We start from the raw sequence: 18,907 nt of genomic DNA on the forward strand, positions 1-18,907 counted from the left end.
AACGGACTACCAGTGCCATTAGGTCCTGTAAAATAATTGCCATCGGTTAGTGTCGGTAAAGTATATTCTGAACAAACGGTTTGATTGGCTAAAGTATCGACATTTGGTGCACCAGTAATACTAACGTCAAAACTGCTTTCGTTACTACAAGTATCTGGTGCCGTGCCAATTTCTACAAAAATATAGATAGTTTGCGAGGTTGAAATGATATCACCAGCATTGAGTTGTGTGCCTGTTCCATTGGTACCTGTAAAATAATTTCCGTTAGTGAGAGATGGTAATGTATATGATGCACATTCTGTTTGGTCTGAAAGTGTATCTACATTTGGAGTCCCACTAACAGTAACTTCGAAACTACTTTCGTTTGTGCACGTATTAGGCGCTGTTCCAGTTTCATTATAGATATAAATGGTTTGCGTAGTTGTAATTACATCACCAGCACTCAGCGGACTACCAGTGCCATTAGGTCCTGTAAAATAATTGCCATCGGTTAGTGTCGGTAAAGTATATTCTGAACAAACGGTTTGATTGGCTAAAGTATCGACATTTGGTGCACCAGTAATACTAACGTCAAAACTGCTTTCGTTACTACAAGTGTCTGGTGCTGTGCCAATTTCTACAAAAATATAGATAGTTTGCGAGGTTGAAATGATATCACCAGCATTGAGTTGTGTGCCTGTTCCATTGGTGCCTGTAAAATAATTTCCGTTAGTGAGAGATGGTAACGTATATGATGCACATTCTGTTTGGTCTGAAAGTATATCTACATTTGGAGTCCCACTAACAGTAACTTCAAAACTACTTTCGTTAGTACACGTATTAGGCGCTGTTCCAGTTTCATTATAAATATAAATGGTTTGCGTAGTTGTAATTGCATCACCAGCACTCAGGGGACTACCAGTGCCATTAGGTCCTGTAAAATAATTGCCATCGGTTAGTGTCGGTAAAATATATTCTGAACAAACGGTTTGATTGGCTAAAGTATCGACATTTGGTGCACCAGTAATACTAACGTCAAAACTGCTTTCGTTTGAGCATGTGTTTGGTGCTGTACCGATTTCATTAAAAATATAAATGGTTTGAGCGGTTGAAATAGAATCACCAGCATTGAGTTGCGTGCCTCCACCATTTGTTGCTGTGTAATAATTACCATCAGTTAAGCTAGGTAAAATGTACTCAGAGCAAACACTTTGGTCTGAAAGTGTATCTACAGTCGGATTTTCTATAATTAATTGAGCAGCATTAGTAATTAATGGACATGACGAATAGGTGACTTCACAATAGTATTGATTACCATTAAAACTTAACGGCGCATTGGTGATATCTAACCAGCTATTTTGTGGATTAGAATATGGACTGGCATTAGGAACGTTAATCCAGTTGCCAGAAGCGTCAAGAACTTTCCACTGATACTGAAAAATACTATTGTTCAATGAAGTAGCGAAAGTTACAGAGCCATTTTCGCAAATGGTTTGAGTAATAGGATCTATAATTTCTGGAGTGTTATCTTCAATAGCATCTGCCGTATGTGAATCTAAATCCGAGCAATTTTCACTAGAATTGATGGACCAGTCGCTACTGTCGTAAGTCGTTTGTGGAATTGGTGCATCTGTATTTCTGATGACAGTATAACCACGTTCGTTTGGAGAATTTACGATATCAATGAGTACGCCATTTTTATAAAGTTTAAACTCGTCATTGTCATTTATTCCGGTAGGAATATTAAAATCAACATTTAAAGGAGAACAATTAGTGCCACTACCCATTTGAATAATAAAGGTATCCATTGGAGGAATGGTACCCGTTATATTATCAAAAATATTATTAGGAGTTGCATTGCCGACATCACCAAAGCGCTCAATGACGTAGATATTGTCAATAACCACAGGCGAACTGGTAGGGTTGTATAACTCTATTACTGCATAATCACCACTATTAGCATCGTAAATTTCTGAAATATAAATATCTGCAGTATCACAATCTGAAGTTAACATAGTAAATTCTGTCGATGCAATGCCTGTACAACCTCCATTACTTATAATAGAAATACTAGATGAATCCGATGTACCTGCAGGAATAATTGCAGTAATTTGATTATCGTCTATAATAGAAAAGGAAGCACTAATCCCATCAATAAAAACGGAAACTGCAGCATTAAAATTACTACCATTAATCGTTATTAAAGTATTTTCTGGTCCACTTTCAGGTGAAAACGTGTTAATTACTGGAGCAGGACAAAAGTTATAATCTTTAATGATTTTGCTACTGTTAACCGCATACGTATGCGCAATAGAACTTAAACAAAAGAAGTAGCTAAAGTAAATTAATAATTTAATACGTTTCATGGAGTAATTCTAATTAAACGGTGAAAAAAATAATGGTGTTATTTATTTAGATAAACCCAACCTGTGTAATGTCTAGAGGGTGCATTCGGTTCATTTAAATATAAAACATAAAAGTAAGTGCCTACAGGAAGTACTTTATCTGTTCGCATAAGACCTTTATTAGCTCTTCCAAACCATTTTTTATTATTATTTCCTTCAAAAATTAAAGTACCGTATCTGTTATAAACTTCAAGTTTATGGTTGGTATAAACGTCATATAACCCTTGAATATTAAACCAGTCATTTTTGTTATCATTATTTGGTGAAAATCCATTTGGTATAAATAGCTCTTCTGCCAGAGCGGCAATTTCAAAATCTATAGAAGTCATCACACATCCATTAGAATCTTGTACATATAATGTATGTATACCTTCTGAAATATTTGAAAACGTATTTTCACTTTGAAAACTAGAACCATCTACAGCATATTCGTAATCGATGGACGTATCAGACATTGTAATTGTTATAGTGTTTTCTACAATTTCGATATTTGAATCGGTCAATATAAAATCTGTTGCTGGATAAATCGTAACATCAAAACTACTTTCATTATTACAGGCATCAGCCGTTGTGCCAATTTCGTTGTAAATATAAATTGTTTGAGAACTTAAAATTGCTTCACCAGCACTTAAGAGTGTTCCTGTACCGTTTGTTCCTGTGTAGTAGTTGCCATCCGTAAGGTTCTGTAAAATATACTCTGAACAAATTGCGACATCAGAAAGTGTATCTACGTTAGGTACACCTGTAACATTTACCTCAAAACTACTTTCGTTGGTACAAATATTGGGAGCTACACCAACTTGATTATAAATGTATATTGTTTGAGAAGTTGTAATAATATCTCCTGCATTTAATGGAGTACCATTTCCGTTTGCAGCGGTAAAATAGTTTCCATTGGCAATGGTTGGTAATTCATATTCTGAACACACGGTTTGGTCATCTAATACACTGACAAGGGGATTTCCACTTATAGATACAGTGAAGCTCGATTCGTTTTGACAAGCATTAGGCGGAGTGCCAGAAGTATTAAAAATATAAATGGTTTGGAATGACGTTATGATATCACCTGCATTCAGTTGTGTTCCCGTTCCATTTGGACCAGTATAATAAGTCCCATGGTTTAGTTCTGGTAAGATATAATTAGAACATACTGTTTGGTTTGGAAGGGTGTCGACTTCTGGGTTCGTAACCTCAAGTTGAGCCGCATTGGAAACGAGTTCACAATCCAAAGAAGACATTACACAATAATACTGTAATCCATCAAAACTAACCGAAGCATTTGATAAGGTTAAGGTGCTAGTCGTTGCTCCAGAATAATTACCGTCGTTGATGATGTTAACCCAGTTTCCAGAAGCGTTAAGCACAAGCCATTGATATGTGTATGATCCAGAACTTACTGATACAGAAAAAGTAGCAGTTCCGTTTTCACAAATATCTTGGTCTACTGGTTGTGTCATACCTGGTGTGGAACTACCATTAGCGGTATGCAATCCTAAATTAGAACAGTCTTCGTTTTCTAATAATAACCATTGGTTAAGGTTAAACGTAGTACTTGGCGCAGCGGCAGCGGCATCGGCATTTCTTATAAAGCTATATCCAATCTCATCGTCGGTATGCATGATATCTATGATATTGCCATTTTTCAATAATTTAATTTCGTCATCTTCATTAATACCGGCAGCCACTGAAGTACCAGCAGTAAGACCACTACAAGTATTTCCGGTACCACCCATTTCTATAATATAGGTGCTCTGCGGAGCAATTGTGCCTTCTAATGGAATCGTAGCGCTTGGAGTTGGGTTTCCAATATCACCAAAACGTTGTATTTCGTATATTGAATTTAGGGTAATAGTTGTGTTGGTAGGATTATAGATTTCTATTACTCCATAACTTCCTCCATCAGAATCATAAACTTCTGAGATATAAATCTCATCTGCAGAGTCACAATCTGAACTAATTAAGGTGAAAGCAGTTGCAGTTGTACTGTCGCATCCACCAGAAGATGCTATAGTAATATTTGACGTTTCTGAAATTCCAGAAGGAACAGTTATAGTGATTTCTGAGTCATTAATAATTGTGAAGTTGGCATCAATACCATTGAACTCAACAAAGGCTGTTTCATTAAAATTACTACCGTTAACCGTAATTTCGCTTGCTATTGGTCCACTTGAAGGACTAAATGTATTGATTATTGGTGCCGGACAAGCATAGTTATCCGAATAATAAGATGTTTTTTTTGAGGTTGGATTAAAAAAAGAACTGTTTAAAATAAAAACAATTGATAAGATTAAAAAGGTGTATTTCTTCATTTAGTTTAGATAAAGTAGTTGGCAAAAATATGTAATAACATACTCCCGTTTGTTAAGTAATAGTTACGTTAATTCTTGCTGAAATAAAGGTTTTGTTAGTTGTCACAAAAATAGAAGATTAACTGATAACTCAAAATGCGAATCTCAATTATCATAGTGCTTAAAGAATCAGGTATTTATGTCTTTTTGCCTATGTTTTATAACATTATTTTTAATGTAAAAATGAAAATTATGAAGACTATTTCCATAATTGTTGTACATATTTGCTTACATTTTTTGATATATAATATATGTGGTAATCATGATATGTAAGGCTTATAAAAGACGTAAGTTCCACTATGATTTTTCACACACCATACAAATTAAATATGTAGACGCGATAGCTATCTTCGTAAAGCAAAGTGACCTGTATAGGTGTTTCCGTCAGAAAAATTAGCGATAAACCAATAGTCGTCACTTGGAAGAGGTTTTCCTCTTAGTGTACCATCCCAACTTCTATTTGTACTCGATAATTGCGTAATTAGCTTACCATAACGACTAAAAATTTGAATTGATGCAATTTGATTAAACTGCGCTTCTGTTCCAATAATTTTCCAAGTTGGGTTGTCATCATCACCATTTGGTGTAAAGAATTTTGGGAATCCTAATACTGAAATAATTACTTCTTGAGTTCCACAACCATTTTTGTCTCTTATATATAAAGTGTGAAATCCTTTAGATACATTAGTAAATACAAAATTATCTTGGTAAACTGCACTATCATCTAATGCCATCTCGTAATCTCCTTCGTCGGCCAGTGTAATTGTTACAGTATTATTTGGAGCTACACCAACAACGTTGACACTTTCTATAGTTGCTAATTCTGAAGCTTCAACAGTAATAGTTCTACTTGAGGAGCAGCCGTTAGGATCTGTAACAATGACAGTGTATGTTCCAGCTTCTGTAACATCATAAAATAAGGTAGTAACTTCTGTTGTAATACCATTAAATTGCCACTCGTAATAATAATTATTCGGCAAGTCATTGCGTACGCCTCCATATATTGTTAGAGGTTCTGGGTAGGTATCTAAACAATATAATAGCGTTTCATCTGCTTCTAAAGCAGGAGTATAAAGCACATTTAAATTTACAGTTGAGATACTATGGCATTGATTATCTGTTTGCACTTTAACATATATGGTTTGCGAATAAGGTAAGTTGTTTACATAGTTATGATCTAGAGTATTAGTGCCATTTGAAGCATCATTTTCCGATTCATAATAACTCACGGTGATATCTCCAGTGACTTGAGTTAAAATATAACTCATCGTGTCTCCTAAATTAAATGTCGCAAAACCATCAACAATGTCACCATCACAGGCTTCTAAATCTGGGATGTTTAAAGTTCTATTAGATGTTCGTAATTCTAATTCAGCAACCGTAGAACAATCCGCTTGATTCACTATTCGAGCAAAAACAATTTGATTAGGCATGGTATTTTCAAAAGTCTCAGGATTTTCAATAGGATTTTCATTTGCTAAAGCGTCAGCTTCTGTCAAGAAAAAATTTTGAATGCTCGAGTTTTGGTTTACATCTGTAAGGTCAGTTGCAGCGTTAAATAAATTATAGCTTGTTAAACCATCATCGTTAGAATCACATTGGGTTAGAAAAGTATCATACCCTATAGGTAAAGCCGCGTATTCAATAATTATTTCACCATACGAAATACAACCATTCGCTAAAGTGACTTCTACAGTGTAGACCCCAGGTTCTGAAACCGTGTAGCTTCCACAAGTGCCACAGCCAGGTGCTCCTTGTACTAACACGCCATCTTTATACCAATCGTAAGTATTTTGTCCATCTTGGTAAGCATTAAGTTCTAAAGTCTCACCTTCACAAAGTGCATTATTTGTGGCTACTAATAAATTAGGTCCTAAGTCTGAAGAGAGTTCAAAGCTACCCGCTTCTAAAAATACAGCAGAATCATATCTGTAATTTTGCTCATCTGCTATTACTAATTTAACGTGATATGCAGTGTTTGGTTCAACATTTGCAGTCGCTGTTAAAATTGCAGTTTGTCCATTAAAATTAATAGGTGCATCTCCATCGTTATAACTGCCAAAATAGGTTTCATTTTCAGGAGGGCAACTACCAGGAACACCTGGCATTACCGTAGTCACTTTAACAGGCGTGTCTGTATTTGGTACTAAAGCGATATTTTCATATTGTTCTTGGCCTGCAACGGGTTTTATTAAAAAGCCAAATAAATCAGAGTAATTACAGCTGTTAGAATTGTTTTCTTGATACTCTTCCGAAGCAAAAATATATCTAAAACTAACCTGTGAAGCTACAGATGTAAAATCAAATTCTAAAATGGTTGCGTTGATAGTTCCAGATTCATTCAATGCATTTTCTAAATCTAAATCTCCCAACCAATTAGAAGCGTTGTCATCGCTTAGATTGCTATTAGGTCCTGGGACGTTACTTAATCGCCCAGTACTTAATACTATGCCACTTTCAAAAGGAAAGGTTGTGCCAGAGGCATTAAAAAAACCGTAACTACGGTCTGTACCATCAAAATCACCACCAACAACATTGGTTACAGTGACATTATCGATACAATCGCTATCAATTAAAATATTTTCAACTAATTGCTGTGGAGTATACGTTTGAGTATCTACTGAAATATTTTGGGAATAATTCAATAGAGAAAACAATAGGGTAATCGTTAGTAATATTGACTTCATTTTCATTGCAAGGGACCGCAAAGATACACTTCTAGTAATTATTTAAAACGTAATAAGTTGTTAAAAAAGATGATATGATTGAATTAACGACGAAGTGCAAAATGCCCTTTAACTTCAAAAGCAATTTGACCTTGCTTTATTTCTGCTAAAAACCAATAATCTGCCGCAGGCAAATTTTTACCGTTATAAGTCCCATCCCAGCCTTGTGTGCTAGATCCTAATTGTTCTATAAGTTTTCCGTAACGGTTAAATATGTAAACGATACTTCCTGGTAAGGTTTCGATTCCTACAATATGCCAAGTGTCGTTTTCTGTATCACCATTTGGTGTGAAAAAAGCAGGAGCATCAACAACGACAACTTCTTTTGTGACTTCTGCGCAGCCATTGAGATCAATAATCGTAACCGTATGATATCCTAAGGAAACATTTTCGAAAACATTGGATGTTTGTGGTGCGTTATCATCCAAGATGTATTGGTAATTACCGATACCACTTATGGTTATTGTAATATTATTTGGATCAGAGAAATCCACGGTTTCGGTTAGTTCTATTGTGGCAGATTCAGAAGCAGAAACATTAAAAGTACTTGTGGTTACACAACCGTTTTCTGAAGTTACTGTAACAGAATAGGTTCCTATTTCTGTAATTTCAATTTCAGACCCTATTTGATTTGTAGACCATGCATAACGGTCTGTAGAATAGGAGGTATCAGCCGAAACTACCAAAGGCAAATTATCGATACAAACTACCTGATTTGAAATGTTTACATTTGGTTTCCGATTAACAATGAGTAAGAAATCAACCATACTAAAACAACTTGTAGTGTTATTTTCTATACGAGCCGTAATCATCTCACTATGATAGCCATTATATGCAGTAGCATCAAGAGGGTTACTGCCATCATTTGCGTCTAAACTATTATTAAAATAAGTGACGCTATAATTAGTAGGATTTTGAAAGCCTAGTATTTGTGCTGTTTGCGCTTCTAAATTGAATTCATAATACCCATCATAATCGTCATCGCATGTCACTAAATTTGAAGGCTGATTTGCTATAGGTAAAGGGTTGACGTACAGGGTAAAAGGGTGAATGTAGTAACAATGGGTAGTACTAAACTCTATACGTGCGTAAATTGTGGTACTATTACTAGTATATGTATAGTTGGTGTCTATTGCATTTAGGTTAGCTATGGCATCAGCTTCTGAAGTAAAGTAACTAAAGAGAACGTTGTAATTAGTATCAACAATCACATCATTAATGGTCGATAAATCAAAAGAGTTATCCTCATTTGCACAAATATCAAATACCTCAAATGTATTAGTGGCTGGCGGTAGATTTACTTGTAATTCTAAAGGTACAAAAGTGAAACAATCGGCCACAGCGTTAAAAACCTTTATATACACCGTTTGTGGATTACTAACATTAACGTATTGGGTAGGGTTTAAAATCGGGTTTTGGTCGGCTTCTAAGTCGTCTAATGATTCATAATACGAAATGATATGATCTGGATTCGCTATCGTAAATAATTCATTTTCGGCAGTCGTTAAATCGAACGTAGTACTTGCATCGTAATCAGTATCACATTCTAAAATAGGATTTGGAATGTTAGGGTGTGGATCTACAATTAAACTAAAAGAAGTGAGACTATAGCAACTGGTATCATTGTTTTCAACTCTAACGAATATATTTTGATTGGTTGAGGTATATGGAGATGCGATAAGGTTGTCATCTGCTTCAGCATCAGCCAAATTTAAATGGTAGGATACAGTAAAGTCATCAGAACTTTGAGTTCCTAAAATAGTCTGAGTTTGTGCCTCAAGATAGAATGTGGCGAAGCCATCATTAGAAGTGTCATCACAGGCTTCAATATTATTTGGTGTATTTGCTATAGGTAAAGGGTTAATTTGAAGCCTAAAATCATAGATATAAAAACAACCCGTGTCTGGATGTTCAATACGTACAAAAATAGGGTCATTTGTAGTTTGATAGGTGTAATTTTGAGTTAACGAATTGATGCTGTTTTCAGCATCGTTATACGTGGTGTAATAAGATAAGATAGCTGCTGTGTCTGAATTAATTATGACCGATGCTATTTCTGAAAGGTCAAAACTATGAGTTGGGTTATCACATATCTCATATACTTCAAAATCATTAAAAGGAGGAGGCAGATTTACAATTAACTCTAATGGTACGTTCACAAAACAATTGCTTAATGTATTGTTGATTTTAACGTATGCTGTCTGTGGATTTGAAATGTTATTATAATTTTCAGGATTAGTTATAGGATTTGTATGCGCTTCTAAATCTTCTAAGGTTTCAAAATAAGTTATTTCAATGTTATCTTGTCGCACACCAAGAATTTCAATTTCAGACACGGTTAAATCCCATGTTACGATGCCATCATAATTATCGTCACATTGCGCCAATGGAGTAGAAGTATTAACAAGAGGAGCAGATATAACATTAATATCAAAAGCCGAAATACCTTTACAATAATTGCCATTATCTACTCTGGCATAGAGTTCTTGAGGGTTTGTGGTATTGGTATAAAGTAGTGGAACCGGATTTGTATTGTTTGTAGCGTCTATAGCAGATTCATGAAATGTAATCTCTAAAGTTTCCGGACTGCCAGCAACCATCTCTGCAATTTTATCGTTTAAATCTATGGTGATAACACCATCATTACTAATGTCGTCACATACAAAAATACTTTCTGCAGCATTAAAAATAGGAATAGACCCAACTTCAATATCAAATGAAGAGGTACCAAAACAATCAGAATCTGTATAACTTTCTACTCTTACATATATTGTTTGTGGACTAGACGTGTTATTGTAAATGGTATATTTATCTATAGGATTAATGCCAGCAATAGCATCTAATTCGGTTTCGTAATAAAGCACTTGTTTGTCTGATTGTCCGTTAAGTATTTCTTCATCTTTTAAATAGAAATAAAAATCAGCAACTCCAGTGATATCGGCTTCACAATTTTCGAAATTAGTTATAGGAATAAATTCGGGTATGGTATTAACATAAATGTGAAAACCAGAAAGGCTATAACAACCTGTAATTTCGTTTTCTACGCGTGCATAAATGTATTGAGATTCTGTAGTATATAATTCGGAATCGGTAATTGCGTTTTCACTTTCGATAGCATCGTTATAGTTGGTGTAAAAATTAAAATCTAAACCTGATGTTGCGGTAACTAATTCTGGAATTTTAGCGTTTAAGTTTACAGTAGAGACACCATCCGCATCGTCGTCACAAATAATAATGGGCTCCGGGTACAAAATACTAGGAGCATTAACAATATTAACCTCTAAGGTAGAAACGTCATAGCACTCCGTTTGTGCATTGGTAACGCGTATGTAAAATAATTGCGGATTTGTGGTATTATAAAAATAATCTGGAAGTATGTTTTCATTATTAAGAGCATCCTCTTCGGTGAGATAAAATTTAACATTTCCGGCTTGAACACCTTGTAGCGCCACACTATTAAAAGTATCCATAATTAAGGTGGTAAATCCATCATTGTCCTCATCACAATAATCCACACTTTGAGGATTTAAAATTACAGCAGGAGCAATTTGTAATTCAATATCGGCATCACCTGAACAATCACCATCGGATATAAAGGCATAAATTGTGGTGCCGCTATTGGTTACATTAAATGGTATAGTTTTGTCTATTTCGTTACTGTTATTAGCTCGGTCTTCTGGTGTAGTAAAGAATTGTATTTCAAATTCGTCAAAACCATCTTTGAGTTCTATTTCAATAGCGTTGAGATCAAAATCGGCAATACCATCATTAGAAATATCATCGCAAACAATAAAAACTTCACCGGAAAAAAGAGTTTTAATAATATTAGCATACAACCCTAATTTAACGATATTAAAACATCCTGTCGAGGGATCTTCAACGCGTATAAAGATAAGTTGAAATCCTTCCGTAGCATTCTGATATTCTTCTGGATTTGCAATAGGGTTAAGGTTGTTTTGTGCATCAAATTCAGTTTCGTGAAAACTTAAATCTAGTCCTGTAAAACCTTGTAAGACATCGTCTATAACGCTTGTTAAATCAAAACTCTCATAACCGTCATCGTCTTCTTCACAGGCATTAATCCATTGGTCATCGGTATTTATAGGTGGTAAATCTTGAATTTCAACAGATATAGTTGTGGTAGAAAAACAACCTGTTAGAGCATCATAAACTCTTACAAATAATGTTTGGTCGGTGTTTAAGTTGGTGTAAGGAGAAAAAATAGGGTTATAGCCAGTATCTGCTTCTGGAGCGGAATAATGGTATGAAATATACAAATTAGGGTTACCGTTGGTAATCTGTTCATTGGCAACATTTAAATCTACTAAAGTATAGCCATCTAAAGCGACATCGATACAAGTTATAATGGGATCTGGATCTTGATAGTCAGGTTTTTCGTTCACTACCAAATTAAATGTAGAAAATGCTAAACAGCCATTTAGAGTATCTTCAATTCTTACAAATATGGGTTGAGGTGAGCTTGTATTTTGAATACTGCCTAGAATTGGATTAGTACTGGTTTCGGCTTCTTCACTAGTATAGTGATAGGTGATGTTGTAATTTGAAGGTGGTACAGAAGCCAATACTTCATTATCTTTTGTAGATAGATCAAAACTCTCAACTCCATCATTAGAATCATCATCGCAATATACTATATCTGAAATTTGAGTGGAAGATTGTTCAGAGTCTAGGGTGATTACAATCGTATCCTCAATGACACAAGAGGTTGCGTTAAGCTGAATCATAACTTCAACTCTATATGTACCAGAAGACAGTACGTTTAATGTAGGGTTGCTCTCACCAGAAAGTAGAACATTATCTTTATACCAACTATATGAAGCCTGTGGGTTTTGTATATCTCCATTAATGGTTATTTCATCACCACAAGTAGTAATATCAGGACCAAGATCAACCGTGGCATTAAAACTATTACCTTCTATAAAAACGGCAGAATCAAAATTGATATCTGTTTGGTCTGCAATAATTAATTTAATTTGATATTCTACATTGGGTTGTATAGCTGCCGTAGCTGTTAAAACTGTTGTTCTTCCGTTATAATTAGTATCACCTACGTTATAACCCTCAAAAAAACTTTCATTTTCTGCAGCACAGAATCCTTCAATTTGGTCGTGAATAGTATTTGTATTTACAGGAATATTAGTTCCTGGAACCAATGCAATATTTGAGTATGGACTAGAAGAGCCAGCTTCTCTAATAAGGAAAGCAAATCCATCGGAATAAAAACAAGGAAATTCTTGTTGATACTCTTCAGAGGCAAGTAAATAATTAAATTGAATCTGATTGGCTACAGAAATAAAATTAAATTGTATGGATGTTGCGTTTTGGGTATTGGTAATGCCTAAAGCGTTTTCCAAATCGATATCAGTTAGCCAAGTAGGGTTACCTTCGTTTAAAGGGTTACTGTTAAGTGTATTTCCGGCAGAATTAACATTTCCGGTGGTTAATAATATACCGTTTTCAAAAGGGAAATTAGAATTTCCACGTTCAAAATAACCATAACTATTAAGGCCATTTATGGATCCATTAACACTAGAGGTTATATTTGAAATTTCAACACAATTTTGCCCCAAATTTTGTTGAATAAGCTGTTCTAAAGATATGGTGTCGTCAGTAGTAATTTGTTGAGAATAGCTAAACCTAAAACTCATAAAAGTAACAACAAGAAAAAATATTAAGTTAGGTCTCACATCTTTATTTTAAAAAAAAAGCTTAGACCATACAAGGCCAATTGGTGTTTAAAGCAATTTTAAGGAGTGAAAAAAATACTAAAAAATCATCTAAAACATTTTTTTTTATGGATAAGTAACCTTTTTAATTGGATGAATGACAATTAAATATCGTTTTTAATCGAAGATTTTCAAGATTAGCGACGTAATGTAAAATGACCTTTTACTTGAAATGTTTTGCCGTTCTGAATAACATTTGCCACAAACCAATAATCACCAGCAGGCATTTTCTTACCATTATAAGTACCATCCCAACCTGGAGTATTATGGTTGAGTTGTGTAAGAAATTTACCGTAGCGATCAACTATCTTAATGGTGGTACTAAATGATGACATTTCTTAACAGCATTTACAAAAACGTGAGGATTGGTTTTCAATAAAAATAATTTATACTGCACAGTGTTTTATATATAATTAAAATGCAAAATATGATCTATAATAAAACTATCCTAACAAAAAATCCCCGTACTCAAAAAAGTAAGGGGATTTAAATGATATAAGATTTAATTTAGTGTTTAAGGGTAAAATGACCTTTAACTTCAAATGCTATTCCTCCACGTTTTACATCTGCAGTAAACCAGAAGTCACTTGTTGGTAGTATTTTTCCATTATAAGACCCATCCCAACCAGGAGAACTAGAGGTTAATTGTTTAATGTGTTTTCCGTAACGATCAAAGATATTAATTACAGTACCAGGTAAGGTTTCAATACCTACAATATGCCAAGTGTCAAAATCTCCATCGTTATTTGGTGTAAAGAACTTAGGTATGTCAACGACTAAAACTTCCTTAGTTACATTAGCACAACCGTTTAAGTCGATAATGGTAACTGTATGGTAGCCCATTGCTACATTTTCAAAAAAGTTAGATTCTTGAGGCTCAAAATCATCTAATTGATAAAGGTAATTTCCAATACCACTAATGGTGACAGTAATGTTATTAGGGTCTGAAAAGTCGATAACTTCGGTCGTTTCAATTGTAGCTGTTTCAGACTCAGTAACTCCAAAATAACGAGTGCTCTCACATCCAGACTCAGTAGTAACTGTTACCCAGTAATTACCAACTTCTGTAATGTCAATTTCTGGTGTAGTTTCACCTGTAGACCATAAATAAGTATCGGTTACATAATTAGTATTTGCTGACACTAATAAAGGTACGTTATCCAAGCAAATAACTTGATCTTCAAGATCTATAATAGGTAGCGGGTTGATGATGACAGAAAATGATGTAATACTGTAACAGCCTGTATCATTATTTTCTACACGTGCATAAATGATTTCACTGTCAAAAGCGATATAGTCGGTTTCTAAAGGAAAATTATTGCCATGTGCTTCATCTGCTGTGTTATGATAGGTTACCGTAAATAGACTAGGATTTTGGCCACCTAAAATAATTGAATCTTGCTGGGATAAATCAAAATCTAAAAGACCATCATAATCATCGTCACAAGCTTCTAAGTCATTAGGTTGTTGTGCCACAGGTAGTGGATTTACTTTTAAGTTAAATTCGTAATAAGTAGAACAATGTGTAGTACTATATTCTGTTCTTAAATATAAAGTATCATAATCAGTTTGATACGTGTAATCCGTATCTAAAGCATTTGTATTAGCTATAGCATCGGCTTCACTAGAAAAATAACTATATAATACATTGTAGGTATTGTTAGTTGCAATTTCATTAATCTCTGTTAAATCTACAGTGTTAGAAGCGTTTGCACATACTGTGTATTCTTCAAAATCATTAATAATTGGTGGTTGATTTACTATTAATTCTATTGGAAGTGCTGCATAACAGTTAGAGACTGTATTAGTAACTTTCATATAAACCGTTTGAGGATTAGATATGTTTGTATAGTTTTCTGGATTTGCAATAGGATTAATATTCGCTTCAGAGTCTTCAAAATTAGCATAATATTCTATGACGATATTTTCTTGTCTCACATCTGTAATATGAGATTCTGCTGTAGTTAAATCAAATTCTAAAGTCCCGTCGGTATCATCATCACATTCAATCATTGGTTCAACAACAGTTACATCTGGTACTCGTATAACGTTTACAACAAATGACGTAATAGATTGACAAATTGTACCGTTATCAATTTGTACAAAGATTTCTTGTGGGTTTACAGTATTAGCATACTGTAGTGGAATTTCGTTTGTATTATTACGAGCATCGTTTTCTGAGGTAAAGAATTTTACTGTTTGGATATCTGGAATACCAGCAGACACTTCATCTACTACGCTTGTAAAATCGAATAAAACGGAACCATCGTTAGAAATATCATCACACACAAACCAGTTTGTTGGTTCGTTATACGTTGGGTTTGTACCGACTTCGATAGCAAAAGAAGAGGTGCTGTAACACGATTCGTCTGTAACATTTTCTATCCTAACATAAATTTGTTGTGGATTGCTGATGTTTTGATATACACTTGTCTTATCGATAGCATTGGTTTTGTTCTCTGCATCCGTAGCGTTTATATAATAAGACACTTCTTTTCCTGTTTGGCCATCTAAGGCTTCACTATCTTTGTTTTCAAAAATAAATTCTCCTATACCATCGGATACGTCTTCACAAAATGTATACTGCTGTACATAATTTGATAAATCACCAACATAAGGTAATGTATTTACTATAATATCTAATTCTTCGATAGCATAACATCCTGTAGTACTATTTTCTACACGCATATACACAATTTCAGTTTGAGCATTATAATTAGAAGTGTTAAAAATTTCGTTTTCATCAGCTTGTGCATCTTGTAAACTATTATGAAAACTAACACTTCTATTAGGTGTAGATAAAATTGAGTTAGGAATGCTGTTATTTAAGTTTATGGTAGAAAAACCATCTCTATCAGCATCACAAATAATAATGTCTTCTGGTTTTTCGCTTTCGGGTGCTGGCAACACAGTTACTTCAAAAGAGTTATAATCATAACATCCTGTTTGAGAAAATGTAATTCTAGGAAACAGCGTAAACGGATTAGAAGTATTGGTATACGAGTTAGGAAGCGGGTTTGCATTGTCTATGGCATCTTGCTCGGTAATAAAGTATGTAACTTCATAACCTTCTTGTCCGTTTGTTACAGCACCACTTAAGGTTGATAAATTGGTCGTTGTAATACCGTCTTGATCTTCATCACAAACTGTTAAACTTACTACAGATTCAAATTGAGTTATGGGGAACAATACCAAATCGAATTCTGCGACTTCAGTACACGTTGGACTTTCTAATGTGATATAAATAGTTTGTGGATTACTGGTTGAACTATATGAATTTTCTGGGTTAATAGCATTTATGCCATTGTCTCTATCCGATTCCGTTTCATAAAAAACAACTTCTACATCTGGTAATTCATTAATAATTCCAATTGCAATGTTTTCAAAATTAAAATCTTCCGTACCATCATCATCAATATCACAAGCTGATATGTCCCTAATATTTGTGGCAGTTAATAAAAGATTAGTATGTAACTCTATTGATGTTGTCGTGGCACAACCAGAATTAGTATTTTCTACTCTAATATATATAAGTTGTTCTTCAAAAGCAGTATTAGCATAATGGGTATCATCAGCGATAGGATTTAAACCCGTTGATGCATCTTCTGCAGAGGTGTGGAATGTGACAGTTACACCAGTTAATCCTTCTAAAACTTCTGGAATAATTGAAGTTAAATCAAAATTGGCATAGCCATCTAAATCGGTATCACAAGCATCGATATAATGTGGTTCTGTATTAATCACCGGACTATCAATAACGTTAATATCTAAAGTAGTTGTACTGATACATCCTGTTTCTGTATTCTTAACACTTACAAATACTTGTTCTGTAGCATTTGTGTTAGTATAAGGCATGGAGTAGGCATTAATTCCTGCAGTGGCATCTGCAGCAGAACTGTGATAGCTTACGACAAGGTTGGGTTGAGAAAGGGTGATTTCTGTGTCCTTATAGGCGTTTAAATCCATAGCAACGCGACCGTCTGCAGAACCTTCTGTACATACTACTAATTCTGTTGGGTTAGAAATGATAGGTAATGAATTAACAACAAGATTAAATGATGAAAAAGCCAAACAGCCATTTATTGTGTCTTCAATTCTAACATATATAGCTTGTGGATTTGACGTATTTTGAATAGGACCAGTAATAGCATTACTATTATCGATAGCATCAGTATTACTATAGTGATATGAAATCGCATAAGTCGATGATGGTACAGAAGCTATAACTTCAGCGTCTTTTGTACTGAGATCAAATGTCGCTATACCATCGCCACTTAAATCATCACAGAGTTGATAATCTGTAAGAGGATCTGAAGTTTGCGTAGAACTTAAAGACACTTCAATATCATCTTCTATAACACAAGAAATACCAGCTAAAGGCAACTGGATTTCTACACGGTAATTACCCGATTGAGAAGCTGTAAGCGTCGATTGGTTTGCTGAAGGAATTTGAGTGTTGTTGTAATACCATGAATAAACTGCATTTGGGTTGTCAATGTTACCATTTAATTCTACACTACTAGCACAAGTAGAAAAATCTTCACCTAAGTCTACAGTAGCATCAAAACTATTACCCTCAATAAATACAGCAGAATCGTAGTTTTGGTCATCCTGATCCGCAATAACCAATTTAATCTGATATAGCACATCTGGTTGAATTGAAGCTGTAGCTGTTAGTACTTCGGTTCTACCATTATAATTGGTGTCTCCTAGATTATAACCATCAAAATATTCTCCGTTTGATGCAGGACAAAATCCAACAATTTCATCATGAACCGTTTTTGTGTTCACAGGAGTTGAAGTTCCAGGAACTAAAGCAATATTTACATATGGATCATTAGTGCCTGCTTCTCGGATTAAGAATGCAAAACCATCTGAATAATTACAAGGAAAATTTCCAAAATATTCTTCTGATGCTAATATATAATTAAACTGTATTTGGTTCGAAATTGAAACAAACTCAAATTCTATTGAGGTTGCGTTAACTGTACCTGAAATTCCTAAAGCGGTTTCAAGATCGCTATCTGTTAACCAAGTAGCGTCACCATCGTTAAGTATATCATTGTTTTGTCCGTTTCCAGCAGAAGTGGCATTTCCTGTGGATAATACAATACCATTTTCGAAAGGAAAGTTTGATGCAGCACTTTCAAAATAACCATAACTACCAATTCCGATAGATGAGCCGTTTGAGGGAGAGCTAATGTTTGAAATTTCAACACAACCTTGAATTAATGTGTTTTGAATTAAATCTTGTGGTGAAACTGAGTTATCTACGGTAATTTGCTGAGCATAAGATATACTACAAATTAAGCCAATAAATAAGCAGAGGGAGCGGTTTAAATAAGTCATTAGTTTCGGTTAAGGTTTACTACGTTGAGTGTAGGGTAGATTTGGAATCGTCGAACACTTATTATTTAATATGGGGGGAAAGTATATTAAAATAAGATGAAATACAAAAAAATACGTCGAACTACACTAAATGTTAACATTTAGAGCCCAAAATGCAGCTTTTTGACTGAAATAGTCATCAAAAAGAGAAAATTCTGACACATAAATATCATGACATTTCTTATGTTTTTGTAAGAAATATTATATAGAAGATGTCAATTATGTGCTTTCATAGCTTTATGAAATCTATAATACAATTAGGGTCATTACTAATATGAATTATTAACTGTAACGAGGGATATTTTATAAAAATT

At 34.4% G+C, this 18,907-nt stretch carries 6 protein-coding genes; all 6 read right to left on the reverse strand.

What is annotated here, in order from left to right:
• On the reverse strand, window positions 1-2,345 hold a 2,345-nt coding region (locus tag C8N41_RS07575; RefSeq protein WP_211318188.1), incomplete at its 3' end, for an IPT/TIG domain-containing protein.
• Window positions 2,346-2,383: 38 nt separating this feature from the next.
• Window positions 2,384-4,693 (reverse strand): T9SS type B sorting domain-containing protein, encoded by a 2,310-nt coding sequence (locus C8N41_RS07580; RefSeq protein WP_115838840.1) that lies wholly within the window; start codon window positions 4,691-4,693, stop codon window positions 2,384-2,386.
• Window positions 4,694-5,076: 383 nt separating this feature from the next.
• Complete coding sequence (locus C8N41_RS07585; RefSeq protein ID WP_115838841.1) at window positions 5,077-7,419, reverse strand: choice-of-anchor L domain-containing protein; 2,343 nt, start codon at window positions 7,417-7,419, stop codon at window positions 5,077-5,079.
• 83 nt (window positions 7,420-7,502) lie between these two features.
• On the reverse strand, window positions 7,503-13,127 hold the full coding sequence (locus C8N41_RS07590) for a T9SS type B sorting domain-containing protein (RefSeq protein WP_115838842.1): 5,625 nt from the start codon (window positions 13,125-13,127) through the stop codon (window positions 7,503-7,505).
• Between the two features lie 215 nt (window positions 13,128-13,342).
• A complete protein-coding gene (locus C8N41_RS07595; RefSeq protein WP_092444204.1) occupies window positions 13,343-13,540 on the reverse strand; it encodes a T9SS type B sorting domain-containing protein in 198 nt (65 codons plus the stop codon).
• A 172-nt stretch (window positions 13,541-13,712) separates the two neighbouring features.
• A complete protein-coding gene (locus tag C8N41_RS07600) occupies window positions 13,713-18,554 on the reverse strand; it encodes a T9SS type B sorting domain-containing protein (RefSeq protein WP_115838843.1) in 4,842 nt (1,613 codons plus the stop codon).
• Between the last annotated feature and the right edge of the window lie 353 nt (window positions 18,555-18,907).

This window comes from Winogradskyella sediminis, from assembly GCF_003387355.1.
In the GTDB taxonomy this organism is placed as follows: domain Bacteria; phylum Bacteroidota; class Bacteroidia; order Flavobacteriales; family Flavobacteriaceae; genus Winogradskyella; species Winogradskyella sediminis.